This window comes from Streptomyces sp. NPDC002868 (assembly GCF_055563295.1).
Genome location: NZ_JBVHDR010000038.1, coordinates 1 through 23,952, shown reverse-complemented (window position 1 = coordinate 23,952; position 23,952 = coordinate 1). Strand labels below are relative to the sequence as shown.

General features: G+C 68.9%; 22 protein-coding genes and 4 pseudogenes. 12 read left to right on the top strand and 14 right to left on the bottom strand.

The annotated features are described in order from the left end of the window. On the bottom strand, positions 1 to 160 hold a 160-nt coding region (locus ACZ3H8_RS38905), incomplete at its 3' end, for a DUF899 family protein (protein WP_467409864.1). A 253-nt stretch (positions 161 to 413) separates the two neighbouring features. On the opposite strand from ACZ3H8_RS38905, the gene ACZ3H8_RS38900 reads away from it, so the two are divergent. The 7 genes and pseudogenes from ACZ3H8_RS38900 to ACZ3H8_RS38870 all read left to right on the top strand — a co-directional run bounded on the left by ACZ3H8_RS38900 (position 414) and on the right by ACZ3H8_RS38870 (position 8,150). Further along, positions 414 to 785 (top strand): hypothetical protein, encoded by a 372-nt coding sequence (locus ACZ3H8_RS38900; protein WP_467409863.1) that lies wholly within the window; start codon positions 414 to 416, stop codon positions 783 to 785. Then, positions 785 to 1,345: pseudogene (locus ACZ3H8_RS38895) on the top strand (NACHT domain-containing protein); the annotation flags it as partial. The gene ACZ3H8_RS38900 and the pseudogene ACZ3H8_RS38895, both read left to right, overlap by 1 nt. A gap of 97 nt (positions 1,346 to 1,442) precedes the next feature. Further along, entirely contained in the window at positions 1,443 to 2,741 is a 1,299-nt protein-coding gene (locus ACZ3H8_RS38890) for a hypothetical protein (protein WP_467409860.1), read from the top strand. An 890-nt stretch (positions 2,742 to 3,631) separates the two neighbouring features. Continuing rightward, entirely contained in the window at positions 3,632 to 4,783 is a 1,152-nt protein-coding gene (locus ACZ3H8_RS38885) for an ROK family transcriptional regulator (RefSeq protein WP_467409859.1), read from the top strand. A gap of 387 nt (positions 4,784 to 5,170) precedes the next feature. Then, entirely contained in the window at positions 5,171 to 5,374 is a 204-nt protein-coding gene (locus ACZ3H8_RS38880) for a lasso RiPP family leader peptide-containing protein (RefSeq protein WP_467409856.1), read from the top strand. Positions 5,375 to 5,391: 17 nt separating this feature from the next. Then, on the top strand, positions 5,392 to 7,281 hold the full coding sequence (locus tag ACZ3H8_RS38875; protein ID WP_467409855.1) for an albusnodin/ikarugamycin family macrolactam cyclase: 1,890 nt from the start codon (positions 5,392 to 5,394) through the stop codon (positions 7,279 to 7,281). Then, positions 7,278 to 8,150, top strand: a complete 873-nt coding sequence (locus tag ACZ3H8_RS38870; protein WP_467409853.1) for a lasso peptide biosynthesis B2 protein — start codon at positions 7,278 to 7,280, stop codon at positions 8,148 to 8,150. Before ACZ3H8_RS38875 ends, ACZ3H8_RS38870 begins: the two co-directional genes overlap by 4 nt. 244 nt (positions 8,151 to 8,394) lie before the next feature. On the opposite strand, the gene ACZ3H8_RS38865 is transcribed toward ACZ3H8_RS38870, so the two are convergent. Both ACZ3H8_RS38865 and ACZ3H8_RS38860 read right to left on the bottom strand, forming a co-directional pair. After that, entirely contained in the window at positions 8,395 to 8,553 is a 159-nt protein-coding gene (locus ACZ3H8_RS38865) for a hypothetical protein (protein WP_467409850.1), read from the bottom strand. Between the two features lie 481 nt (positions 8,554 to 9,034). After that, the gene (locus ACZ3H8_RS38860) at positions 9,035 to 9,163 is read right to left on the bottom strand and encodes a hypothetical protein (protein ID WP_467409849.1); all 129 of its coding nucleotides are present in this window, start codon (positions 9,161 to 9,163) and stop codon (positions 9,035 to 9,037) included. 416 nt (positions 9,164 to 9,579) lie between these two features. Between ACZ3H8_RS38860 and ACZ3H8_RS38855 the strand changes: the two genes are divergently transcribed. Further along, positions 9,580 to 10,299 (top strand): DinB family protein, encoded by a 720-nt coding sequence (locus ACZ3H8_RS38855; protein WP_467409847.1) that lies wholly within the window; start codon positions 9,580 to 9,582, stop codon positions 10,297 to 10,299. A 25-nt stretch (positions 10,300 to 10,324) separates the two neighbouring features. On the opposite strand, the pseudogene ACZ3H8_RS38850 reads toward ACZ3H8_RS38855, so the two are convergent. The 4 genes and pseudogenes from ACZ3H8_RS38850 to ACZ3H8_RS38835 form a co-directional block, all read right to left on the bottom strand. Then, a pseudogene (locus ACZ3H8_RS38850) lies at positions 10,325 to 11,156 on the bottom strand (transposase); the annotation flags it as partial. A 56-nt stretch (positions 11,157 to 11,212) separates the two neighbouring features. After that, a complete protein-coding gene (locus ACZ3H8_RS38845) occupies positions 11,213 to 11,959 on the bottom strand; it encodes an SDR family oxidoreductase (RefSeq protein WP_467409845.1) in 747 nt (248 codons plus the stop codon). A gap of 105 nt (positions 11,960 to 12,064) precedes the next feature. Next, on the bottom strand, positions 12,065 to 12,976 hold the full coding sequence (locus tag ACZ3H8_RS38840) for an RNA polymerase sigma-70 factor (RefSeq protein WP_467409843.1): 912 nt from the start codon (positions 12,974 to 12,976) through the stop codon (positions 12,065 to 12,067). 255 nt (positions 12,977 to 13,231) lie between these two features. Beyond that, positions 13,232 to 13,831, bottom strand: a complete 600-nt coding sequence (locus ACZ3H8_RS38835) for a TetR/AcrR family transcriptional regulator (RefSeq protein WP_467409841.1) — start codon at positions 13,829 to 13,831, stop codon at positions 13,232 to 13,234. Between the two features lie 72 nt (positions 13,832 to 13,903). Between ACZ3H8_RS38835 and ACZ3H8_RS38830 the strand changes: the two genes are divergently transcribed. Together ACZ3H8_RS38830 and rox are read left to right on the top strand one after the other, a co-directional pair. After that, a complete protein-coding gene (locus tag ACZ3H8_RS38830) occupies positions 13,904 to 14,728 on the top strand; it encodes a class I SAM-dependent methyltransferase (RefSeq protein WP_467409839.1) in 825 nt (274 codons plus the stop codon). A gap of 547 nt (positions 14,729 to 15,275) precedes the next feature. Next, positions 15,276 to 16,712 carry a rifampin monooxygenase gene (gene rox / locus ACZ3H8_RS38825; protein ID WP_467409838.1) on the top strand — a complete coding sequence of 479 codons (1,437 nt, stop codon included), beginning with the start codon at positions 15,276 to 15,278 and terminating at the stop codon, positions 16,710 to 16,712. Between the two features lie 133 nt (positions 16,713 to 16,845). Here rox and ACZ3H8_RS38820 read toward each other — a convergent pair whose 3' ends face one another. The 6 genes and pseudogenes from ACZ3H8_RS38820 to ACZ3H8_RS38795 form a co-directional block, all read right to left on the bottom strand. Next, positions 16,846 to 17,217, bottom strand: coding sequence for a hypothetical protein (locus tag ACZ3H8_RS38820; protein ID WP_467409836.1), 372 nt, complete (start codon positions 17,215 to 17,217; stop codon positions 16,846 to 16,848). Between the two features lie 86 nt (positions 17,218 to 17,303). Next, the gene (locus ACZ3H8_RS38815; RefSeq protein WP_467409833.1) at positions 17,304 to 18,011 is read right to left on the bottom strand and encodes an FG-GAP repeat domain-containing protein; all 708 of its coding nucleotides are present in this window, start codon (positions 18,009 to 18,011) and stop codon (positions 17,304 to 17,306) included. Positions 18,012 to 18,745: 734 nt separating this feature from the next. Continuing rightward, complete coding sequence (locus tag ACZ3H8_RS38810) at positions 18,746 to 18,958, bottom strand: HAD hydrolase-like protein (protein WP_467409832.1); 213 nt, start codon at positions 18,956 to 18,958, stop codon at positions 18,746 to 18,748. Between the two features lie 103 nt (positions 18,959 to 19,061). Next, positions 19,062 to 19,154, bottom strand: a pseudogene (locus ACZ3H8_RS38805) (hypothetical protein); the annotation flags it as partial. 121 nt (positions 19,155 to 19,275) lie between these two features. Beyond that, a pseudogene (locus tag ACZ3H8_RS38800) lies at positions 19,276 to 19,944 on the bottom strand (2,3,4,5-tetrahydropyridine-2,6-dicarboxylate N-succinyltransferase); the annotation flags it as partial. Between the two features lie 13 nt (positions 19,945 to 19,957). Then, on the bottom strand, positions 19,958 to 20,911 hold the full coding sequence (locus ACZ3H8_RS38795) for a LysR family transcriptional regulator (RefSeq protein ID WP_467409830.1): 954 nt from the start codon (positions 20,909 to 20,911) through the stop codon (positions 19,958 to 19,960). Positions 20,912 to 21,147: 236 nt separating this feature from the next. On the opposite strand from ACZ3H8_RS38795, the gene ACZ3H8_RS38790 reads away from it, so the two are divergent. Together ACZ3H8_RS38790 and ACZ3H8_RS38785 are read left to right on the top strand one after the other, a co-directional pair. After that, positions 21,148 to 21,900, top strand: coding sequence for a sulfite exporter TauE/SafE family protein (locus ACZ3H8_RS38790; protein ID WP_467409828.1), 753 nt, complete (start codon positions 21,148 to 21,150; stop codon positions 21,898 to 21,900). A 27-nt stretch (positions 21,901 to 21,927) separates the two neighbouring features. Then, positions 21,928 to 22,506 carry a DUF6817 domain-containing protein gene (locus ACZ3H8_RS38785; RefSeq protein ID WP_467409826.1) on the top strand — a complete coding sequence of 193 codons (579 nt, stop codon included), beginning with the start codon at positions 21,928 to 21,930 and terminating at the stop codon, positions 22,504 to 22,506. 355 nt (positions 22,507 to 22,861) lie between these two features. Here the strand turns inward: ACZ3H8_RS38785 and ACZ3H8_RS38780 are convergent, their stop codons facing one another. Beyond that, complete coding sequence (locus ACZ3H8_RS38780) at positions 22,862 to 23,314, bottom strand: DUF6010 family protein (protein WP_467409823.1); 453 nt, start codon at positions 23,312 to 23,314, stop codon at positions 22,862 to 22,864. Positions 23,315 to 23,952: the final 638 nt, after the last annotated feature.

Genomic DNA, 23,952 nt, shown 5'->3' with positions numbered 1-23,952 from the left:
CGATGAAGACGTAGTCGTCGACGGGCGGCCCCTGGGGGAGCGCCCGGCGCTGGGCCGCGACCTGTTCGCGGTGGCGCATGAGGTCGATCTCGGCCAGCCTGAGCTCTTCACGGGCGGCGAGGTAGTCCGCGGATTCGCCGACCAGTCTGGTGTGTCGCATGGGGTCCTCCCGGGTGGTGATCCCCCCAGTACCTCCGGTCTCTCGAGTCTAGGGCGGTTCTATGAGGGCGGCGGAGTCTTAAGGGGGCGGTCATGCCGCTTGCTGTCGCCGTGGGTGGGGCTGTGGTGAAGAGCCGGTTGTCCCGTAGGAGGGCGCTGGCACCGAACGGCCGACAGGCCCGGGAACGGTTGCGGGAGGGTCGATCGTCCCGATCGGAGTGCGGCACCAGCCGGGGCTCCCTAGGGTTGTGGCCATGGCGAGGCGCAGGAGGGCAGGTGGTGTGTCGTGGCGCACGGTGGTCCTCGTACTCGGGCTAAACGCGTTGGCCGGGTTGCTGGTCTGGGTGGGAATCGCCGGAATCCGCAGGGATTTGGCGGCGGCCGGGGTGGTGGCCGGGATCGTCGCGGCGCTGTTGGCGGCCCCCATGCTGGCAGTGGGACTGTGGACCTGGTGGCGGCGTACAGCCGGCCCCCAACTGGCTCCCACGGGCGAGGAGATTGACCAGGCCAAGGAGATGCTGGCCGGTTTGGTGGCTGAGCAGTGGCGGGCCGAGGCGGTGCTGCGGTCGCTGGACGACCCGGTCCCGATCCCCGTGCACTGGCGGATTGCCGCCGGGCCGACCTGATGGACCATCCCGCCAACCTCACCCCTGGTGTACTGCTATCGGTGTCCAGCGACAACATCGGCGGCCTGGTGGGAGAGTTCCGCCGGATGGAGCGCCGACGGCTGGTGGTCCTCGGTGGACCGGGGGCGGGCAAGACCACGCTTGCGGTGCAGATGGTGCGTGAGTTACTGGCTTCCCGGGAACGCCATGGGGACGAGCCGGTGCTGGTGCCGGCGGCCGGGTGGGACACCGGGCGCCATCCGAGGCTGCAGGAGTGGATCAGCGACCGACTGGCCACCGACTATCCCGCCCTGCGCGCTCCCGGTCTCGGCTCCGACATGGCCGCGGTGCTGGCCAGGCGAGGGCACATCCTGCCGATCCTGGACGGGCTGGACGAACTGCCCCCGCCTGCCCAGGCTGAGGTGATCACCGCACTCAACCGCTCCCTGGCCGACACCGACCAGCTCATCCTCACCAGCCGTACCGCCGAGTTTGCCCACGCCCTCCAGCAAGCCGGGGACGCGCTCACCTCCGCCCTGGTGATTGAAACCGACCCCCTCACACCGACCGTGGCGGCCGACTACCTCGAACGCTGCTTGCCGCCCCGTCCGGGCCCCGGCCTGGGAACGCGTTCTCCGGGAACTTCGCACGCCCGTCCTCGCCCGCCCCGTCGCGGCATTGGCCGACCTGGCCGCCACTCCGCTGGGGCTGTGGCTGCTGCGTACCGTCTACGTCACCCCTGGTGCCGATCCTGCCCCGCTGCTGGACCCCGACCGCTTCCTCGACGCCCCAGCCCTGCGCGCTCACCTGTTCGACCACCTCGTCGGCAGCCTGATCACCACCCGCCCGCCCGGCGAAGACCCCACCGAGGTTTTCCGCCCGAGCACTCGCCATGACCCCGACCAGGTCCGCCGATGGCTGGGCTTCCTGGCCCACTACCTCCACACCAGTGGCACCCGCGACCTCGCCTGGTGGCAACTGGCACGCAACACCGGCGCTCTCGCCCCCAAAACCCGTATCGCCTTCGGCGCTTTCACCGCGCTCGCCTTCGCGGTCCTGATCGTGCTCCTCACCGCGCTGACGGGGGTGGGCGCGTCCATGGAAGGACAGATATTCGAGAACGGGCTGACGGCCGTCGTCTTCGCGGGGATACCGATCGGATTCGCCGTCGGGCTCCTGGTCGGCCCCGCAGCCGCGGTCGCGGCCGGTGCCTGGGCGCGGGAGGAACCGGGCTTCCTCAACCTCCGCCTCCCCGGCCGTCTGACCCTGCTGCTCCGGAGATTTGCTGTCGAGATCGCGTCGGGCTTCGCTTTCGCCTCCGTGCTCGGGACCACGGTCGTGTTCGTGACCGAACTGCCGGACTACCTCTCCGGAACCGGAAGCGCGCCCGGCGAAAGGCTCAGCGACGCGCTTGTTCTCGGAGGCACCGTCGGACTCTGGGCCGGTCCCGTGGTCGGAATAGCGAGAGGGGTGGTCTCCTGGGCAGAAACCCCGACGCCGGAAGCAAGGGCAAGTACTCCACCGGTCAACTGGCGGGCCGACCGAGCCCTGAACCTCCTGCGCGCCGGTACGTCCGGGGTTGCGGTCGGGATCCCGACCGGGGTGCTGTTCGGAACCGAATACATCGGGATCGCATATCAGGGCGGGTTCGAAGAAAGAGTCTGGATCGGCCTCATGTTCGCCCTCGTGTTCGGATCCGTCTCCGGGGTCGTGAACGGGCTGGTGCTCGGAAGGCACCGGGCGTGGTTCGCCTACCTGGCGGCCACCCGCCGTCTGGCGGCGACGGGCCGACTGCCCCGTCGGCTGATGGCGTTCCTGGACGACGCCCATCGCCTCGGCCTGCTGCGGGCCGTTGGACCGATCTACCAGTTCCGGCACGCCGAGATGCAGGACCACCTGGCTGCCTGGTACACGGGGCAGGCGTCCCCGGCGGCCGCAGGCGACAACGCTGGTGTCCCGTCGGCGGCCGTCCCGTGATCGTCCCCCCGGTCCTGACTCTGATGACCCGGTGGCTGACCCGCACTCGCGCAGCCCGGAAGGCCGCTGGGCGGCGGTGACCGGCACTGCAGCCAAGTGTCTCGTCCACCCCGGACAGCCGCTTCCTGACGGTCTTCGGCTCGAAGGTGCCTTCACGGTCTCGGGCACTGCTATCTCCACCGGTCCGACGTCGGTGAGCGCGGTCTTGCCGCGGGTGGGGTGTGGGGCAGGGAGGTGGAGGTGTGGTCCCGGACGAGGTAGTTCGGTACGCGGGTCGTGGCCGATCGCGATGAATAGGCAGCCGGACACGTCTGTGATCGACGAGTCGCCGGCCGACATGACGGCCGCGGTAGGGGAGAGCCATCACTGGACCCTGGGCTGCGCCATCAACGCCGCCCTGCGCAACTTCGTCGGGATCCCGAGTCGGCTGCCGCGCGAAGTCATGAGACGGTCACCCGTGCCACTGAGACCCTCTGCCGCGCCGACTCGCTGACGCTCTCGGTCCGCATCGCCCTCGCTGCCGACCTGTGCGCGCTGAGAGATCGTCAAGCGAGAAGAGGTAGGTGCCCGGACGACTAGCTCGGAAACGATCAATAACCGTGTGAGCCACGCACGGATGCGGTCTTTTCCGGTTCTTCGTCGCCATTTTCAGCCAATTTCGGTCCGCTCAATTGATCAAGTTCGCATGCTGGACGCCGTACATCCTCAAGTTTTCGTGGATCTATTCGAAGCCGCGCGGGCTTGGAATCGAAGATCCACCTGGTAAAATTCCCGTTTCGGCCATAGAAAAGTCGAAGTGTGGATTCCGGCTGGGGGGCTCGATGGGTGACATGCGCGATCTTTTAAGCCGGTTGACGGGGTCACCCACGAGGGGCACCAATCGCAGGAAGGTGTTACTCGCCGTTGCGATCAAGGCGGATACGCAGGTCGGCATCGCACGCCGCACCCTGCTGTCCCAGGCCACGGTGTCGGCCGCAGTGCGGGACCTCGAAGCGGCCGAACTCGTGCACGGCGTCAGGGCGGAGGGGAAGGGCCGCGGCGGCAAGGTCTGCCTTGTCCCCGTCGAGAACGTCGGTGTGGGCGTACACCTCGGGTACAACCACGTCACGGTGGTCGCCCGCAGACTCGACAAGGAATTCGATCAGGTGGCCGTGCGGGTCAACGCGGAAGGTGTCAGCAGGGGGTGGCATAGGGCGCTGCCGGTCGTCAAGGACATGATCATCGACGCGGTCGACGCGACGGGACAGCGGCGAAATGACGTGTTCTCGCTCGGCATCGCCGTGCCCCGGATGATAGACCCGCGCACCGCCGCGTTCACTCCGCCGATCCTGCATCCGTGGCGGGCGGAGGACGACCCGGCGGGGGACCTGGGAGCCCTGCTGGGCGTGCGCGCGGTCATCGACAACGACGCCAACCTCGGCGCACTGGCGGAACAGACGTACGGCACGCGTGAGAACGCCGAGACGGTGGTCTACGTGAAGGCGTCGACGGGCGTCGGGGCCGGGATCATTGTGCACAACAGCGTGCTGCGCGGTCATCGCGGGATGGCCGGGGAGATCGGCCACCTGACCGTGGACCCGGACGGCGCGGTGTGCCAGTGCGGCGGGCGCGGCTGTCTGGAGACGGTGATCGGCGCCGAGGCGCTGATCGCGCAGGTCCGCGCCGCGCGCGCCAGGAACAGCGCGGCCGGTCCTGAGCAGCTGGAGGACATCATCCGGGCGGCCAACGCGCAGGACGCGGTCTGCATGCGGGTGATCCAGGATGCCGGACGCACCCTGGGCCGCTCCCTCGCCCAGCTATGCAACATGTTCAACCCCGACCTCATCGTGGTCGGCGGTCAGCTCGCCGAGTGCCAACACCTGCTGCTAGAGGGCTGCAACGAGTCGCTGCGCCGCTTCGCGCTGCCCGGCGCGGTCGCCAGCAGCTCCTCCTTCGCCCTCACGCTCAGCGAACTGGGCACCAAGGCGGAGGCGCAGGGCGCCCTCGTCCTCGGACTGAGAGGCCAGGAGAGCGCGGAGAACACGGAGAACACGGAGCCGTGACGCTCCCGGGTCCTCGGGCACTCCGGGCCTGTCGTATGGCGGCTGGAGACGGCGCCTAATGTCCGGGCCCCCTTTTCGACCAACAACTTCTTCGATGTGATGAAGAAGTTCCCGGATTCACCGCCTTACCTCTTCGAATGAGCAGGCGCCGTTCGTCAATTAGGGACACCGGTGTGTGGCCTGGTATGACGCTGAGTGGGGACTCTGCCGGCCGTTATGGCGACGGGGGATGAACTGCCAGGCCAACACGCTGCGCCTGCGGTCCAGTTCGATACCTGCCGGAGCGCGGAGGTGGTTAGAATCCGTTGTCGCTCGAGTGGAATGGCGTACGCCACTCATGCACCTATTTTCCGGGGCAGTTGCCTGTCCCTGACCCGAGGCGGCCCGATGGCTCATGACACTTTCGCCGAATTCCTGTGCGGCGATTCCGAAGGCGAGCGGCAAGCGGCGAAGCCCGGTGTGGTGCCGTCCTCCTGTGAGCAGGCGGCCTACGAGTCACCGTTGCTGGTCGATCTCGGCCATGTCCGCGAGGTGACGCTTGGCAGCTCGCCCAGTGGTAACGCCGACGCCAACGCGCAGTACTACTGGTAGTACTGCGGATCGCCGTCATGCCTGCCCCTACGCCTGTCGCCCTCTCGGACAGCCGCGGCCCCCGCCTTGCTGTCCGCCTCCCTCACGGCCCCGCGATCGCCGGGTTCCTTTCGCCGACGTGGCCCCCGCTGCCGGAACCGGCCGCCAGGGTGTGGCCCGCTGAACGCCGGCTGTGGTCTTGGGGACCCTGGCACCCCGGTGAGGTGCGCACTGCCGAGTGTGCGCGCGCACGGCTGCTCGCGGTCGGCCAGTGCCTCGCCGACGCACGAACGATGCGGGAGGACCTGGAGCGTGCGGCGAGGGACGGCCGCTGGGAACGGCTGACGCAGTGGCCGGGCGCATATCTGCTCGTGGTCATACATGACGGTGACCGCCTCACCGCGTACGTCGACCCAGCGGGTCAGTTTCCCCTCTACTACGCGCAGCGCGGCGACCGTACGGCCCTCTCCACGCGGGCGACGGCCGCAGCGGTCCTGGCGGGGACAGGGGGCGCCGCCGACGCGACGGCGCTCGCCGCGCACATCGTCTGCCCCGGGGTTCCCGAACTCACCGAAGGGCGCTCGGCGTTCGCCGGTGTGCGACGGCTCGGCGGCGGGGAGGCGCTACGGATCGAACCCTCCGGCGTCCTCACCCACTGGACGTACGAACGGCTCAGTCCCGACAGCGGTGCCGACTTCAAGGAGAGCGCAGCACGACTGCGGTCGTCGCTGACGCGCGCGGTCACTCTGCGCGCCGGCGGCCCCAGGCGGGTCACCTCCGACTTCAGCGGGGGAATGGACTCCACCTCGCTGGCCTTCCTTGCCGCCCGTGGGGCCACCGAACCGCTGGACGCGTTCGTCTACCACCACCCCGACGCGTCGGCGGGCGACCTCGAGCACGCACTGCACTACGCCGCGCAGACACCCGCGATCCGACTGGATGTCACCCGGGGTAGCCTCGCGTCGCTGCCCTATCGTGGCCTGGAGTCCCAGGGCCCTGTGGACCAGCCCGACCCGGCAGCCGTGACCGGCTCGCGGCTGCGGTTGCGCCTCGCGCACATCGCGCGCGACGGCGGCAGCGTCCACCTGACGGGGGAGGGCGGTGACGCTCTGCTGGCCGTGCCGCCCGCCTACCTCGGTGACCTGGCGGCCGCCGTGGGACTGCGCCGACTCGCTCACGACGCACGCGCCCTCGCCCGGCTGCGCCAGCTCTCCCCTGCGAGAGTGGCTTTCCGGGCGCTTCGCCTGGCGCATACGCCTGTGGACCGGGCATTGCGTGAACTGGCCGTGCTGCTGGAAAATCCGGTGCAGCGTCCGACACAGTGGCTGGACGCGGTCGCCTGGTGGTCGCCCCCAGGGCCGGAGGCCGCCTGGCTGACCACTCGCACGCGTCGGCACCTCGCCGAACTAGCCCGGGAGCGTTCCGAGTCGGCCTCTTGTGATCCGGTGCTTTTGACACCGGGCACCCGAGCGGTCCTCTGCGATTTGCGCAACTCCGCGGCGGTGCAGGGCCAATTCACATCCATAGCACGCGCGTTCGGTGTGTGGCCCCAGGCACCCTTCCTCGACAGTGAGGTCGTACGGGCCTGTACGAGCCTGCCGCTGCCTCTCAAGGCCGATCCGTTCACCGTCAAGCCGCTGCTGGCGGCCGGACTGGCCGGACTGGTCCCCGACCCCGTGCTGCGGCGGCGGACCAAGGGCGACTACGCGGCCGAGGACTACTGGGGCGCCCGCCTGTCCGCTGCGGAACTGCGAGCACGTCTTGTCCGGTCGCCACTGGCCGACCTCGGCATCATCGAGCCGTCGCGGGTGATCGCTTCACTCGACCGTGCCGTCGCGGGGCTGTCGGCGCCGTTCCCGGCGCTCAACCGCCTACTGGGCGCGGATATGTGGCTGGCGTGCTGTGAAAGCGGCGAGGAGCTGCCATGACCCGGTTGAGTGTGCCCGAACACGTCCGTGAGAGTTCCGCACCGCATGGCGGGAGCGTGCTCCTCGACGTGCGCTCCGGCCACTGCTTCGCGATGAACCCCATTGCGCGGGCCCTGTGGCAGGAGTGGCGCCGCAGCCGGGATTTCGACTCTGCGGTGCACGTGATGGCGAGCCGCTACCCCGAGCCGCACCATGACCGGATCCGCCAGGACGCCCGGCGGCTCGCGGACGATCTGATCAGCCGCGGCCTGCTCACTGTCGGCGGCCCGGAGACCGAAGAAGCGGGGATCCCGGAACGGGTGATCTCGAGACCAGTGAACCCGGCACCGGCAACCTTCCAACTAGTTCATACGGCAGCGAAGTTACAGACGCGCGCGCACGGCAGGTCCGGCGGCCGAGGTGCACCAGGACCTGTGATCCCCTCGGCCGCTGCGGAGATGCTGATGGCCGCGACTCCGGTACGGCCGGCAGGTACCCGCAAAGGCCGCGGCGCGCCCGCGGTGGTCGTCGGCCTGCTCGGTCTCCTGCTGGCACTCTTCCTGATCCGGCTGCCGTTCCGGACCGTCTTTCGCGTGGTGAGGTGGACCGCACGCGGGTGGTGCCGACGGGAGGCGACCCCGCGTCAGGCGGCGGCCTCGCTCGCAGCGGTGCGCCGCGCCGCGGGGCTGTACCCGGGGCGGGCCGCCTGCCTGGAGGAGTCCCTCGCCACGCTTGCGGTCCTGGCGTTCACCGGGCGGCGGGCGGTGTGGTGTATCGGCACGGCCGATGATCCCTACCGCTTCCACGCCTGGGTCGAGGCGCAAGGAGTCCCGGTCACGCCGCCGGACGAGTACGGTAACGGCGCTTTCCGCCGCGTCCTTTCCGTATGATCACGTATTCCGTGGCCGGGGAACCGGGCGCGCGTCTGCATTTCTGCACCACTCCCGCCGCCGTGTATTCAATTCGTATGGGTGTGACACCCAGAGCGTCTGCTACCGGATAGTTCCAAGAACGCTCTGGGGGTATGGCGCAGAAACCTCTTCAGCGACGGGTAGTTGTGCGCTAACCTGAAATATTAAGGGGCAGCTACTGGTCTCCCGGCAACCGCCCCCACTTGAGGGATCAGCGCTTCCCTCAGACGCGCGGCAAAAGCGCGTCGAGCAGTGTCGTGTCACCGTTTCCCTGAGCCGGCACACTCAGGATCACGAGGACGACGACAATGATGACCACCCGCACGTGCTGCCAACGCACGGAGATCGAGCAGCGGGTGGTCATCGCAATGTTCATGCCCATGTGTCTCGTCACCTCCATCCCCACGCGAGCCCGGCGCCCGTTTCGGAGGAATACGGGAATGCGGCATCGGTTCCGTGTAGATACAAGTGTTGTCCGCAACTCGGGGAAAATCAACGGCCATTGAATGGGCCGTCGACAGGACTCGTACGCCCCCGGCCGGGGGCATTCACCGAACCGAATGGTTCAATTCGCAGAGGTTCGCTGATGTTGTGGGTTCCCGGCCGGTGAACCGAACGCAACCGATCACCAGAAGCGTCGCCCGCATGTGCCGACGTTGTCGAAGTGGACCCTCGCCTACGGCGGGCGGTGGTGACTGCCCGATATCGTCAGGGCGGCGCGCCGAGCGCGCCGTTGCGTCCGAATCGAAGGTGATCCGTGGGCCGGTGTCCGCCGCATGCCTCGAATGGAGCGGCGGGCGGCCTGCGCAGACGGCCTGCCGCGCACGGACGGGCGTCCCGCACTCCCTCGATTGTGACGCACATCACAAGAGGTTCAGGTCCTGATGCAGCACCAGACGGTGGAAGCCATGAGCGACGGTGGCGTCTGCGTGCTTGTTCAGTGCGAGGCGCGGATGCTGCGCGCTGGCCTCCCGCGGGGGCCGGTTCGTCACGACATACTCCCGTAGCTGCTGTTGCGACCCCACCGTCAAGTACGCGACGCGGCAACGCATGCCCATCCATAGCCACGCAGGACTTGATCAACCGATGGAGGTGAGGCCTTTGAGGCTTCTCAACTGCGGTGCTGCAACTGGACGATTGATTCCAAAGGGTAGCAACACAGACTCCAGGGTGCCCACTCGCCCTGTGTGACGACCGAATTGGACACCCTCGCAACTGCACTGAGCCTTTTCCAACCTCAGCTTGAGCAGGTCACGTGGAGGGTGAGGACGGCCTGAACGAGTGCGGTGATGCGGGTGGTGCTGCACCGCTTCGTGGGCGAGAAAATCGGTGGCGCCCCGTGAGGTGAGCCGTTAACTTCCGCCTGAGCGCAGTGAGGTACGAGACGCGACCGCGAAGGGAGCCAGGCATGGAGACTGAGGGCGCGCGGACCGACCGTTTGGGCTTGCTGCTCGACCAGTTCGACCACGCCAGGGAGATGGCCCAGGTGCGGCTGACAGGGCTCGGCGACGAGGAGTACCTGTGGGAGCCGGTGCCCGGTTGCTGGTCGATCCGGCGCCGGGGCGAGGCGGCGACGCCCAGGGCGTTCGGGCCGGGCGAGTGGGTGCTCGACTTGGGCGACGCGGACATCCCGGCAAACGAGTACGCCGAGGTTGCCCGGCAGGCCGCCGGCGGCATGACCGTCGCCAAGATCGCCGACGACTGGAGCGTGAGTGTCGAGCGGGTCGAGCAGATCCTCGCCCACACCGGTGCGCCGGAGCCTGACGAAGCGCCGGTCACGACCATCGCGTGGCGGCTGGGGCACCTGCACTTCTGCTTCGCGGGCGGATGGGAGTGGACCTTCGGCGAACGGCGGCAGGAGCCGAAGCTGCTGGTCGACTTCACCCCCTCCGCCGCCTTGGCACTCGAGCGGTTCTGGGCGCTGATCGACCGCTGGCGCGACAGCGTCGCCGCCATCACCGACGAGCAGCTCGACACGGTCGGCTTCTCGCAGTACCCGTACGGCTCCGACCCCGACGACCCATTCATCACCGTGCTGTCGGGGGCCAACCTCGAATTCATCCACCACATGGCCGAGATCGCGTTGCTCCGCGACCTGCGGCGGGCCCGCTTCACCACCCCCGGGTAGGCCCGGGCGCGCCACGAGGGTGTTGGGAGAAGGGCAGCCTACCGCGGCGGCCCTTCTTCTTGCGGTTGGCGGCCTGGCCGATCTTCTCCGGGATCACCGCCTTGATACGACGTCGACTCAGGTAGGCGCGGTTGGCACGGGAGGAGTAGGCCTTGTCGCCGGCCACGGCGTCAGGCCGGGTGCGTGGACGGCCCACCGGAGCCCGGGCCTTGACCTTGTCCAGGACAGGGATGAAGCGGGGGCCGTCGGCGGCCTGCCCCTCGGTCAGCTCGAAGGACAACGGGCGACAGCGCCGCCCGGCCGCGAAGTGGACTTTGCTGGTCAGGCCGCTGCGGGAACAGCCCAGTCGGGCGGCCTTCAGGCGGGTCCGGCGCCTGCGTCTCATCCGCCGCCGCTCTTCCCGCTCGGGCTCGTCGAGCTCGCCGTCCGCCGCAGCGACCTGCGCCCTTCGTCCCTTTGCGCGGCCCCTTTTTCGCCCTCGGCGGCCTCCTCCAAGGCTGCCAGCACCTCCTCACTCACGGCCACACCGGCCCGCATCGTGGTGGGCGCGGGCCACCGTGGAGTCCACGCTGACCAGCGACAGATCCACCTGCCCCACGCCGCGCCGCCTCGGTGATCATCCCGTCCATCAGCTGCTCGAAGACGCCCGCGTCACGCCACTGCGGGAACCGGTGGCAGACGGTCTGCCAGGCGCCGTGCTCGGTCAGCATGTCCCGCCACGGGCTGCCGGTGCGGAACCGCCAGGCGACCCCCTCGAACTGCTGCCGCAACCGCTCGGGGTACGGGCCGAACCCGCCTATTGGCAGGAACGGCTCGATCAACTCCCATTCTTCATCAGTAGGTTCCGCTCGCGCCACGCTGGTGTTCTGCCAGACCATCCAGCGGCCCGAAGCCGGATCTCACATTGGAGGCGTCAGCCGCGCGCAGGAAAACGCCCCGCCAGGAACTGCTCGAACGTGACCTTGCCCAGGGCCCGCTCCGGCGTCAGGTGCCCGCCCGCCCGGAACCCGTGGTAGGCCTTGCCGGCCAGGCGCACGTTCAGCAGGGAACGGCGCCGTCCGCTCGCGCGCAGATAGGCCCGGGCCAGCTCCGGAAACGTACGGACCTCGGGGCCCCCCATGTCCGGCACCCGCCCCGCGGGCGCCCCGGTTGCGAGCTCGGCCAGCCGGGCGGCGACCTCCGCCACCTCGATCGGCTGGTCGGCGACCCCCGCCGGGAGCAGCATGACCGGCAGCCTCGCCGAGCCCTGCAGGAGCCGCAGCACCAGGTCGTGGAACTGTGTCGTGCGCAGCACGGTCCAGCCGAGCCCCGATTCCTCGATCAGCCCCTCGACGGCAAGCTTGGTCCGGTAGTAGCCGAGCGGCACCTGGTCGACGCCTACGATCGAGATGTACGCCAGATGCCGCACCCCGGCCTGGCGGGCCGCCTCGATCAGATGGCGTGCCGCCTGCTCGTCGCCGCCGCGCGGCGTGGTCGCGCAGTGCACGACCGTGTCCACGCCCGCGACGGCTGCGGCCAGCCCCGTGCCCTCGCGCAGATCCACGGCGTACGGCCGCGAGTGCCGACTCAACACGCGCACCTCGGCCCCGTCCGCGCGCAGTCGCTCGGTGACGAGCCGGCCGAGCGTTCCGGTGCCGCCGGTCACCAGGATCGTGGTCATCGCAGTTGTCGTCCCTTCGGTGGGCGCGCGCTCCCCGTGGAGCGCACGTCATCCGCTGAGAACCGACGAGCACCCGGATATGTGACAGCCTCCTCGTGACCGCACTCACCCGTGGGTCAGGCCCCCGGGGGCCATTGCGGCGAACTGTCGGCCCGCGAACACGAGTTTGCCCGGGTTCACGACGACCCGCGCCTGGGCGATGACGCCGTCGCGCAGTTCGAAGGAGGCGACGGCGATGAGCTGCTCCGCCACGTGCGCCACCAGGGCCGGTGCCCCGTTGACCTCGGCGACCGTGAGGTCCCAGCCGCCCGCGAACCGCTGCGCGCCGCCCACCAGGAAGCGCACAACCGTCTCCCGGCCGAGGAGGGGGCGCCGGGCTGCGGTGACCTTGCCGCCGCCGTCGCTCCACCAGGTGACGTCCTTGGCGAGCAGCTTCTCCAGTCCTGCCAGATCCCCCTCGCGTGCTGCCATGACGAAGGACTCGACGAGCTCGTGCTGTCGCCCGGCTGCCGGTGTGAAGCGAGCCTCGGGCGTCGCCACCCGCTGGACCGCCCTGCGGTACAGCTGGCGGCAGTTGGCCTCGCTCAGGTTGAGCACCCCGGCGATGTCCCGATGGCCGTAGTCGAACGCCTCGCGCAGAACGTAGACCGCACGCTCCGTCGGCGTGAGCCGCTCAAGCAGCACCAGCAGCGCCGTCGACACGGCGTCGCGCTGCTCGGCGGACTCCATGGGGCCGAGCGAACCGTCTTGCGTGAACACCGGTTCCGGCAGCCACGGCCCCACGTACTCCTCGCGCTGCACACGGGCCGAGGTGAGCCGGTTGAGGCAGAGGTTGGTGACGACCCTGGCGAGCCAGGCCCCCGGGTGCTCGATCGCCGCACGGTCGGCGCCACTCCAGCGCAGATACGCGTCCTGCACCGCGTCTTCCGCCTCCTCGGCGGAGCCGAGCAACCGGTAGGCCAGGCCGAACATCCTGCGGCGGTGGGCAGTGAATTCCTCAGCGGTTCCTGATGTCACGCGCCCAGCCTGCCAGAGGCGCGGAAGCATCCAGCACCCGGCATTTGCCCGGGGTGGAACATCGGCCCACGTGTTGCACCATGCGGATATCCGGCAGCCGCAGCGGTGGACTACGGCGCCGGCCGGAGCCCCGGCGGTCAGGTCGATGAGGGCAGCCTGCAGACGCCCGAGCTCAGCCAGTTGGACCTGTCTGCCAGGCTGAGCTCGTGCGCGCAAGGGTGCCCGATTCCCCGGGTCCGGGCTTGCTGCGACCGTTCATAGCAGCGGATCTTGCACGACGCCGGCGATGACCGTGGTCACGACCTTGTGGACAGCTCCAGCCTTCGGCGGGGTGCCTTTCCGGTCGGCGAACAGCATGTGCACGGCCCCGATCAGCGTGGGAGCGAGCGTGTCGACGTCGGCATCCGCCGCGACGCGGCCCAGTTCCCGCTCGACGGTGAGGTAGGAGGCGATCCTGGCCGCAGCTTCCGTCAGGACCGGGACGCCAGTCGGCCTGGCCTGGCGCAGCCGGGCGCGCAGGTCGTCCCGGGAGGTGACGAGGCCGACGATCGCCACAGCGACCGACCCGAACAGGGTCATCAGCGCGCCGGTGAGGTTGCCGGCGACGGTGCCGGTCCCGGCGGAGTTGCGCAGGGCGGCGGCCTGGTTGTCGATCCGGGCGATGCGGTCCAGCACGAGCTCGGCGAGGAAGGCGTCGAAGTCGGCGAAGTGCCGGTGCAGGACGCCCTTGGCGCAGCCTGCCTCCGTGGTGACCGCCCGGCTCGTCAGCGCGCTCGGCCCGTCCCGGAGCAGGACGCGCTCGGCGGCGTCGAAAAGCTGGTCGCGCGCATCGCGGATAGCCACGCCCGTCGGCACCGGTGCATTCCTCTTTTCCTCGCTCGGCCCACCCAGTCGACGAGTGGGCGCATGCCCATTTATAGTGGGCACATGCCCACTATACCGCCGGAGCGAGCACGTTTCTCTGAACTCGAGCCTCATCGAGCCCGACAGGTAGCAGAGTCGTTCGGCTCGGACCCTGAACGCTACGACCGGGCCAGGCCCCGCTATCCCGACGCGATGGTGGAGCGGATCGTCGCCGAGAGCCCCGGGCCCGACTTTCTCGACGTCGGCATCGGTACCGGCATCGCAGCCCGGCAGTTCCAAGCGGCAGGCTGCAGGGCGCTCGGGGTCGAGGTCGACGCGCGGTTGGCCGAGTGGGCGCGACAGCGCGGGCTCGAGGTCGAGGTGGCGGCGTTCGAAGCCTGGGACCCGGCCGGCCGGGAGTTCGATGCGGTCGTCTCCGGGCAGACCTGGCACTGGGTGGACCCGGTTTCGGGAGCGGCAAAGGCGGCTGAGGCGCTGCGGCCTGGTGGCCGGCTGGCGGTGTTCTGGAACGCGGGCCAACCTTCGCCCGGCGTGGCCGCAGCCTTCTCCGCGGTCTACCGCCGGGTGATGCCCGACTCGCTTGCTGCCCGCCAATGGCCGACCGGCTCGGACGGGTACTCGGTGCTGTGCACCAGGGCAGCCAACGGCATCCGAGAGGTGGGCGCGTTCAGCGAGCCGGAGCAGTGGCGATTCGACTGGGAGCGGTCCTACAGCCGGGACGAGTGGCTGGATCAGCTGCCCACTACCGGCGGACACACCCAGCTCCCGCCGGCCGAGCTGGAAGAGGTGCTGGCGGGCATCGGCGCCGCCATCGACGCGGTGGGAGGCAGCTTCACGATGCGCTACGCCACGGTGGCGGTCACTGCGGCGCGAATCGATGCCGCCTGACTCAGCCCTACGGTCTATCCGCTGCTCGCCGTGGGCCGCAGGCCGCCACCCGCACGAGCAGCCCGCGGCACGCCCGACGAGCCCCGGACACCCAACCTTCCCGAAGTCGCGCTCGGTGACGGAGCCCGGGAAATCGGCAACTGTCAGCTGTGCTGGGCTGGTTCGGATAAGCCTGCATCCGCTGCCCGGTCCTCCAACTAGACCCCAGCCAGCGACCCCGCCTCATGGAGATCAACCAAAACCTCCGTGAACGGATCCGCGAGGCCGTGCCAACGGCTGGCTCGGTGAGGTCGAAGGACTCCCCGCGGCTTCATCCGTAGGCCCATGGAGATCCTCCTGGGCCGGCGTACCGCCATACGGCGGTACGCCGCTGCTTCGCGAGGAAGCTGTCCGTCCACAGCGGACGACAAAAGGCAAAGGCAAGGAGGTTACCCACTCCTTGCCACTTTCAAGGTGTAGCGCACCGGGGGGCTTGCGGCAAGACCCGGGTCGTGCCGCAGAATCGCCAGCCGAAGCCAGAACCTGCGGAAACAAATGGGGGTTTGTGATGATCGACGTGATCGTTGCCGGCGGTGGACCGACCGGGTTGATGCTGGCCAACGAGCTGCGGCTGGCCGGGGTGCGAACGGTCGTGCTCGAGAAGTTGGCCGAGCCGACCGGGCGGTCCCGCGGGCGCGGCCTGCTTGTGCGCAGCGTCGAGATGATGGACCAGCGCGGCCTGCTGGACCGGTTCCTCGCGGTCAGTGAGAAGTTCCAGGTCGGCGGTTTCTTCGGCGGCATCCACAAGCCGTGGCCGGACCGGTTGGACACGGCTCACCCGTACGGCCTCGCCACCCCGCAGCCGGTCACCGAGCGGCTGCTCAACGAGCGTGCCCTCGAACTCGGTGCCGAGATCCGGCGCGGCTGCGAAGTGGTCGGGCTGAGCCAGGACGAGGACGGGGTGACCGTCGAGCTGGCGGACGGCACGCACCTGCGCTCGCGCTACCTCGTCGGGTGCGACGGCGCCCGCAGTGCGGTGCGCAAGCGGCTCGGCGTCGGTTTCCCCGGCGAGCCCGCCAAGGTCGAGACGCTGCTGGGTGATATGGAGGTGACCGAGGATCCGGCGACGGTTGCCGCCATCGTCGCGGAAGTCCGCAAGACCCAACTGCGGTTCGGCGCCATCCCGAACGTGGACGGGAACGAGGGGGTGTACCGCATCGTCGTGCCCGCCGACGGCGTGGCCGAGGACCGTACGACCGCGCCGACCCTCGAGGAGTTCAAGCAGCAGCTGCGAGCCTTCGCGGGCACCGACTTCGGCGCGCACTCGCCGCGCTGGCTCTCCCGCTTCGGCGACGCCACCCGGCAGGCCGAGCGCTACCGGGTCGGCCGGGTGCTGCTGGCCGGCGACGCGGGGCACATCCACCCGCCCGTCGGCGGGCAGGGGCTCAACCTCGGCATCCAGGACGCGTTCAACCTCGGCTGGAAACTGGCTGCCGAGGTCAACGGCTGGGCACCGGAGGGGCTGCTGGACAGCTACCACACCGAACGACACCCGGTGGGCGCTCGCGTGCTGGACAACACCCGCGCTCAGATCACGCTGATGGGGACCGATCCGGGTGCGACCGCGCTGCGGGAGCTGTTCTCGAAGCTGATGGACTTCGAGGAGGTGAACCGGTACGTGACCGGGATCATCACCGCGGTCGGGGTCCGCTACGACTTCGGCGAGGGCCACGAACTGCTCGGCCGGCGGATGCGGGACGTGAAGCTGAAGCAGGGTCGCCTCTACGAGCTGATGCACGGCGGCCGCGGACTACTGCTCGACCAGACCGGCCAGCTTACGGTGGCAGGTTGGGCAGATCGGGTCGACCACGTCGTCGACGTCAGCGAGGAACTGGACGTGCCCGCGGTGCTGCTGCGGCCGGACGGCCACGTGGCGTGGGTCGGTGAAGATCAGCAGGATCTGCTCAGCCAGCTGACAAAGTGGTTCGGCACGGCCGTCAGCTGAGCTCGCAGACAGGCGGTGCCCGGCCACTGCCATCGCCGCGCGATCCGCTCCGGCCGGTTCATCGACGTCATGCGTGTCAGCTCGTCATTGGGCGGATGCGGCTCCTCACTGAGGCCCGCTCTTCTGGGACGGCTTATGGGGATGCCTCTGGCCTGGGAAGAGGGACCACGGATGCATTCGTGGAGGCGGCGGCCAGGGCTGCGTTCTCAAGGGCAAGCAGGTTGATCGCCGACGCGTAACTTTGGAGGCGTTCTTCCAATTCAGCGCAGTGTCTGATCAGCTTGGCGTGCTTTTCCTTGAGCTCATCGTGCTCGCTGAGACGCTTGGCGAAGGCTTGGGGTGTGGCTGCTGCGGCCTTCACTCGCGCCTCGAAGAGCTCTTTGAGGTCGAGGTGCTGGTGGGTGAGGTGCCAGCTCTTGATGCCGGCCTCGATTGCCAGTTGGGAGAGGCTGAGGCGTCCGCTGGACCGCAGGGGCGTCCCGGCGAGAAGGGGTGCGCACAACACGGTACAGAGCTGACTGAGCAGCGCAAGCAAAGCTGCTGCCCCGCCGCCGACCGCAGCTCATGCCCACCCGCTGTGGGGGCTTGCACTCAACTGCCCTGCCGGTTAGGGCAGTCTGGGAGGAATTCGCTTAGGCCGGAGCGGGGCATGTTTCGCGGAGTGGGGTCGCCTGTGTAGTCGTCGACGGTGTACCTGTCGCGCACCTGCTTCGTTGCGTCGGCGATCCCGTCGCTCTGGCTGCCGAGGCGCGCTTCCGTCTGGTAGACGCCGTCGCCGGCGTAGCTGAAGACAGCCAGGTCGGGATAGCGGTCGTGGTTGTAGTCGGCGACGGCGATGCCACGCGTCTCACCAAGGTCGAGGTCGCGGGTGCGCTGGCCGCCACCCGCAGCTGAGAACGGCCCCCACCGAACCTGGGCGACGCGCGGGTCGATCGGATCATCGCCGCGCCACTTTCCAGTGGCCACCACCACAAGGTCGGTCCACCCGTCTTGGTCGAAATCTGAGACAGCGGCCAGGACATCGTGCTGATCTTTCCCGGCGCTGCCGACCAGTTGCCTGGCCCCCACTGGTCTGCCGTAACCGGAGTCTTTGCCGAAGGCGATGGTCAGCCGCTTTCCGACACGTGACGGATCGGAGACGCGATCGGCGTGGTCGTCGCCGTCCACGTCCACGACGAGATCGTTCGATGGCGTCAGACAGGGCTCGATCGAGGGCTTTCCGGTGGGGCGCGGGGGTGCGGGCGGGTCGCTGGCGCACGCGGCGATCGGCAGCAATGCCGCTCCCATGGCCGCCGCCATGGTCCCCCGCGTGATCCGGATCCGGACACGCGGGTGCGTGTGGGCCTTCATACGGGTTCAGACGCCGGTGGGACACGAACAGTTGCGGTGCACGCTGGTTAGCGAACCGGGGTTCACCGCGATCACTGGTACCCGGTGTCACCGCACCGCCCGTGAGGGAACCTCCGCTTCAGTGACAACTACCAACAGGAACACGATCGTCGCGGAGGCCATCACGGAGTCCTCTTTCCAGGCAGGCGGCACCACCCGGGCGGGCCAGCGAGCGGATTTCACGGACGTCCGATACATAGATTTCGAGTTTCAGGCGCGTCTGTCCCATCTCAAATGATCTGGTCCATGGTTATGGCTGTGACCTGCGGCGACCGGATGATTTGCGACGCTGGACTGGCGGATTTCTCAATTGATCTGGTCCGGCGAGTGCGGATACGGGCCGACGTCTCAGACGATGTGGTCCGGATCCGTCGCTTTGCACTGACACCCGAGAGGGTCCGGCTCGGGTGGGGTGTTGCTGCAGGCCACGAGGCGATGTTCGGTGCCCAGAGCCGCGCGACGCCTTCCAGGTTATCCCGTGTGACAACCCTGCCTACCCTGTCCACGACTTGCCTCCCAAGGTGGTACTGGCAGCTGCAGGCGCGGGCTTCGCGGGGGCTTCGGCTGGCGCACAAGGTGCCTGAATGATCGAGGTACCAGAGGCGTTCGCGCGGAGCACCATTGAGGGCGAAGGAGAGCCGGACTCACCGACACGGCCACGATGTCGTCAGAGCCTGAAGTCGGGCAGGTAGCTCGTAGATCGAGTGGAGGCGGTCGGCGTTCGGTATGTCTGCTCCTCGGCCAGGGTCGATGAGGAGTGCGCGCAGGCCGGATTGGGTGGGGCCTTGGTAGTCGGCGGCGTAGGTGTCGCCGATGAATACGGCAGCAGCGGGATCGATCTGGAGTTGTCTGAGCACGGCCGCGTAGATCTTGGGTTGAGGTTTGCGCCAGCCCACGTCGAGAGGTGACCACCGCGTCGAAGTGGTCGCGGATGCCCATGGCTTTGAGGTGTGCGGCGACCAGCACGTCGTCCTGGGTGTTGGTCACGATGGCGAGCCGGTACGTGGTGGCCAGTTCGGCCACCATGTCGGCCAGGCCCGGCAGATGGCGCACCGTCCTGTCCCAGTCGGACAGGACGGTGCGCACGAGCAGCTCCACGTCGGCTTCCGTCGGCGGGTGTCCGAGGGCGTCGTGCAGGAAGGTCCGGCCGAGGGCGGTCAGCGGGAGCCGCACCGCGGGGCGGTTCCCCGCCCGTTTCGGCGTCGAAGACGCGGGTGGACTTGGTGAGGATCACTCTGGCACCGAGTTTGGCTCCGCGGCGGACACGCGCGCTTTCGACGACCATCGCGCGCGAGCCGATGAAGGCGTCGTCCTCGATGACGACGGGTGCGGCGTTGGGCGGTTCGAGTACGCCGCCGATGCCTGCGCCTCCGGCCAGGTGGACGTTGCGGCCGATCTGTGCGGCGGATCCGACGGTAGCCCAGGTGTCGACCACGGAGCCGGTGTCGACGTAGCCGCCGATGTTGACGAACGACGGCATCAGTACGGTGCCGGGGGCGAGGTAGCTGCCCCAGCGGGCGATGGCGCCAGGCACCATGCGGACGCCGTCGAGGCGCTTCTTGAGCGGGGTGCGGTCGTGGTGGCGGAAGTCACCGACCTGGCTCTCGGTCATTTCCAGGACCTTGAAGGAGAGCAGCACGGCGCGGTTGGCCCGCTCGTCGACCAGGACCTCGTCGGTGCTGTCGTCGACGCGGGCCACTCTGGCGGTCCCGGTGTCCAGGAGGCCCACTGCCTCCGTGACATGGACTTCGCAACGGGCTTCAGCGTCCCTGGGGGAGAGCGAGGCGCGCTCCTCCCAGACGTCGTCGATGACCGGCGAAACAGGGCTGTTCACAAGCGTCATGGCGGCCCACAGCCTACCTACGGCGTGATGGTCTCTCGGCGTTTGGGGTATTCCCTGTGGGCGGTGGCGTTGCCGGGAACGTTGCGTCGCAGTGCTGCTCCACCGTGTCCGCGAAGGTACGCGCGAGCGGGGAGAGCGCGTTCCAGCGGCGGACGGCCCAGCCGGTCCACAGGGCGGGTAGTTCGGGGACGGGGATGAGGCGCAGGTCGGGGTGGGCGGGGCCGTGCCAGGCGGGCAAGTCGGGGACGATCGCGTGGCCCAGGCCGAGTTCGGCCAGGAGGATCGCGGTGTCCCAGTCGGCGACGCTCGTGTCCGAGCGCGGCGCGATCCCCGCCTCGGTGAGCCAGGCGTCCAGACGGGACCGGGAAATCGCGTTCTCGGGCAGGGCGATCAGTCGGATGTCGGCCAACTCGGCCAGGTTGAGGCGGGATTTGGAGGCCAGGGGGTCGTCCGCGGCGACGGCGAGGACCCAGGGCAGTTCGACCACGGGGCGCTGCTCGATGCCGCGCACCGGTTCGTCGAGAGTGATCCACGCGAGGTCGAGTCCGCCGGCGAGGAGTGCGTCGAAGCAGCTGCGGCTGGAGTGAGTGGTCTCGAACTCCAGGCTCACCTTGGGATGTTGGCGACGGAAGGCGACCACGGCCTCGGACATGAAGTGGCGCACGGTGGTGGCGCCGGTGGTGACGCGGACCGAACCGCCTTCGCCGTGCACCAGGTCGCGCAGGCGGCGCAAGGCGTGGTCGATGTCACCGAGTCCTCCGGCAGCGGCGGTGTGCAGGAGCTGTCCGGCCGGGGTGGGTATGACGCCGCGCGGGTGGCGCTCCAGGAGGGCGACGCCCGTTTCCCGCTCCAGGCGCTTGATGTGCTGGCTGACGGCGGACTGGGTGCAGGACAGGTCGCGTGCGACGGCGCTGAGGCTGCCGGTGCGGCAGACGGCGACGAAGACGCGCAGGTCGTCGAGGGTCATGAGGGGCGAAGCTACAGCTTGGGGGAGGGTAAGGAAACCCGAGGATTGACTTGGCAATTGGTTGGGCGGGACGATCTTGCCGGGCCCAGGGCGGCAACCCGGCCGAGCTCAGCGCGTCGCTCCGGACGGTGTGCTGGGTGTGCGCCGGGTGCCGACCCTCCCCGTACGCCAAGCCCACCTCCTACATGCGGATCCCTCGCGCCCCGGCGCTGGACCGTGCCCGGAAGGCGACCCCCGTGCAAGCTCTCGAAACAGCCGCCATCGCGGCCGCCGCTGTCGCGGCAGGCGGCATCAATGCCGTCGTCGGCTCCGGCACCCTGATCACCTTCCCCACGCTGCTCGCCTTCGGCTGGCCGCCCGTCCTGGCCAACGTCTCGAACACCATCGGCCTCGTGCCGGGCGTCCTCGGCGCCGCCTACGGCTACCGCCGAGAACTCAAGGGGCAGCGGCCGCGGCTGCTCAGACTCGGTGGCGCGGCACTCATCGGCGGACTCGCTGGCGCGCTGCTCCTCCTGACGCTGCCAGGCGGCACGTTCAAGGCCGCGGTGCCTCTGCTCATCCTGCTCGCCTGCGCTCTGGTCCTGCTCCAGCCCCGCCTCACCGGGTGGCTGCAGCAGCGCAGCGGATACGGGAGCAAGGACGGGGGCGTGCCGGTGTGGGCCGGAGTACTGGGGACAGCGGTCTACGGCGGTTACTTCGGCGCGGCCCAAGGCGTGCTGCTTATGGCCTTGTTCGGCACCTTCCTGCCCGATGATCTGCGGCGCCTGAACGCCGCCAAGACCGTCCTCGCCGCACTGGTCAACGGCGTCGCGGCGGCCGTCTTCATCGCGGTGACGGACGTGGACTGGGCAGCCGTGGGCGTGATCGCACTCGGCTCCACGATCGGCGGTCTCCTCGGCGCCCGTGTGGGCCGCCGCCTGCCGCCCCACGTTCTGCGCGGCGTGATCGTCGCGGTCGGGGTGACCGCGTCCGTCGCCGTGGCCATATGACGATCGAGCAGCTGAAGGAGCCCTTCCATGACCCCTACCAGCGATCCGAGGCACGCGGCACGCCGCCTTCTGCGCGAGCTGGGAGCAGAAGAGCTCGACCACCCCGGAGGAACCCTGTTGGCCCACCTCGACGGGGTACGGCACAGACTCGCCCGTTGGAGCGCCCGCCCCGCGCTGCAACTCGCCGGCCTGTGCCACGCGTTCTACGGCACCGGCAGCTTCGCCCCCGTTCTGTTGCTGCCTCATCAGCGCGCACGCCTGCAGGACGTCATCGGTGCGGAGGCCGAGTCCATCGTGTACCTCTACGCGAGTTGTGACCGGCAAGCGACGTACGCAACCATCACCGACCACGCGATGCGCTTCCACGATCGATTCACCAGCTGCACCCGCACCCCCACCCTGCAGGAGAAGAAGGACTTCGCTGAACTCACCGCGGCCAACGAACTGGACATCGCACACGTCGACAGCGCTTTCCGCGAGCGGTGGGGCGGCGACCTGTTGGATCTGTTCACCAGGCTCCGCCCCCTGCTGAGCAGTGCCGCCTGGCAGGACTGCGAGTCCGTGCTGGGTGATGCTCCGCGGTCGACCGCTGGGGAGCAGGTATGAGCAAGAGCTACCGCCTCGATGCCGACACCGAGGTCAGACCCGCAGGCGACCATCGCTGGCGCTGGCACGAGTCCACCCGGGGTGGACCCTGACGGGAGGCACACCCAACGGCGGCTACCTGTTCGCCATCGCGCTCGCCGCCTGCACTGGTGCACAGATTGCGCTGCGCAACGAATATCGGGTGCCCGCCCTCGCCCGATGGGTGAGCGGCGAGGAACAGGCGCTGCGCGGCTCGACCGATGCTAGCTGTGCCGAAATCTCCGACAGTGGATGAAGTGTCAGGATCCACCGGAACGCGGAAGCGTCCGAAATCCTCCGCGTCCGGGGCGACAGCTGTGGCGGCCGTGCAGGCCGCCTAATCATTTCCCGACGTCGTGACCAGGCGCCGCGGCCCGAGGGCCGACCAGCAGCGGGAGATCCGCGATCGGAGAAAATCCGTGACCGAGGGACCACCTGTGAAGCACCACGCGGCGATCACGGGGTCGCAGATCGCGCAACCGAAGGAGGAGTGCTCCACGAACGGGATAATCGGGTTGCCCTGCAGGTGGTGCAGCAGGTCCCAACCGGTGTGCAGCAGCCACGCAATGCCGATGAACGTCCACGACTCCAGGCCACGGTACGCGCAGTAGGTGATGACGGTCGTGAAAACGAATTCCCAGGGGCCGAAGCCCCCACTACTGATGTACGCGGCCCCGGCCCCGGCTCCGGCGACCATGACCGCATTGAAGCGGCGCCGGTGCGGCTCGCGGATGAGGGACATGAGGCATACGTACAAAACGCCGATCAATATCGGCGCGACGACGGTCATGGTCGGGATCTGCCCTTCTCTGGGAGGCTACTTGGCCCGGCGGCGAAGCAGATTTCCGCGATGACGCAAATGGGCCGTCTTCCCCCGCAGAAGTGGCTGGAGTGACATTCACCAACGGGATTTCGCCAGACGCCGGGGGTTGCGCAAGAAAATGCGGGATCGCACACAGTGCGGTCGTCAATCGTGCTGGCAGGAGGCGGTGGCGACACCGTCGCCGCCGCGATGCTGCAGGCCACGTTGTACGAGTACAACGACCGAAGGAACCGCCGAAGGCCGAGGGCGAAGAGCCGGCGGCCGGGCAGGTCGTGGACCTGACGGCCGCCCCCAACGCACGATCTCCCGGATCGTCGGCCCCTCGCCGTGCTCGGCGATCCACTCACGGGCCCGCCCCGTCGGGGACCTGCATGGACAACGACTACGGCACCGGGCGGTACGAGAACGGCGATCAGTGGTGTCCCGTCGCGCCGAACATTGAGCGCGTCTCATCGAGCAGTGACGGCCTATCCCCAGGTCAGCGCCGATCGCGATGCCGTACATGAACCGGCCCGCACGTGGGCCGGCCTCGTGAAGCCGACAGTACCGACCATTTCCCCCGTGTCGACGGCTTCGACTGCCAGCCGGAAGCGGTCACCATCGGC

What these genes read in the sequence shown, in the direction of transcription:
- ACZ3H8_RS38865 (WP_467409850.1), bottom strand. Translation starts at nt 8,553, where the DNA reads ATGGGCATGAACATTGCGATGACCACCCGCTGCTCGATCTCCGTGCGT.
- ACZ3H8_RS38815 (WP_467409833.1), bottom strand. Translation starts at nt 18,011, where the DNA reads ATGGCGGCGGCCATGGGAGCGGCATTGCTGCCGATCGCCGCGTGCGCC.
- ACZ3H8_RS38870 (WP_467409853.1), top strand. Translation starts at nt 7,278, where the DNA reads ATGACCCGGTTGAGTGTGCCCGAACACGTCCGTGAGAGTTCCGCACCG.
- ACZ3H8_RS38785 (WP_467409826.1), top strand. Translation starts at nt 21,928, where the DNA reads ATGACCCCTACCAGCGATCCGAGGCACGCGGCACGCCGCCTTCTGCGC.
- ACZ3H8_RS38845 (WP_467409845.1), bottom strand. Translation starts at nt 11,959, where the DNA reads ATGACCACGATCCTGGTGACCGGCGGCACCGGAACGCTCGGCCGGCTC.
- ACZ3H8_RS38880 (WP_467409856.1), top strand. Translation starts at nt 5,171, where the DNA reads ATGGCTCATGACACTTTCGCCGAATTCCTGTGCGGCGATTCCGAAGGC.
- ACZ3H8_RS38900 (WP_467409863.1), top strand. Translation starts at nt 414, where the DNA reads ATGGCGAGGCGCAGGAGGGCAGGTGGTGTGTCGTGGCGCACGGTGGTC.
- ACZ3H8_RS38780 (WP_467409823.1), bottom strand. Translation starts at nt 23,314, where the DNA reads ATGACCGTCGTCGCGCCGATATTGATCGGCGTTTTGTACGTATGCCTC.
- ACZ3H8_RS38875 (WP_467409855.1), top strand. Translation starts at nt 5,392, where the DNA reads ATGCCTGCCCCTACGCCTGTCGCCCTCTCGGACAGCCGCGGCCCCCGC.
- ACZ3H8_RS38795 (WP_467409830.1), bottom strand. Translation starts at nt 20,911, where the DNA reads ATGACCCTCGACGACCTGCGCGTCTTCGTCGCCGTCTGCCGCACCGGC.
- ACZ3H8_RS38855 (WP_467409847.1), top strand. Translation starts at nt 9,580, where the DNA reads ATGGAGACTGAGGGCGCGCGGACCGACCGTTTGGGCTTGCTGCTCGAC.
- ACZ3H8_RS38830 (WP_467409839.1), top strand. Translation starts at nt 13,904, where the DNA reads ATGCCCACTATACCGCCGGAGCGAGCACGTTTCTCTGAACTCGAGCCT.
- rox (WP_467409838.1), top strand. Translation starts at nt 15,276, where the DNA reads ATGATCGACGTGATCGTTGCCGGCGGTGGACCGACCGGGTTGATGCTG.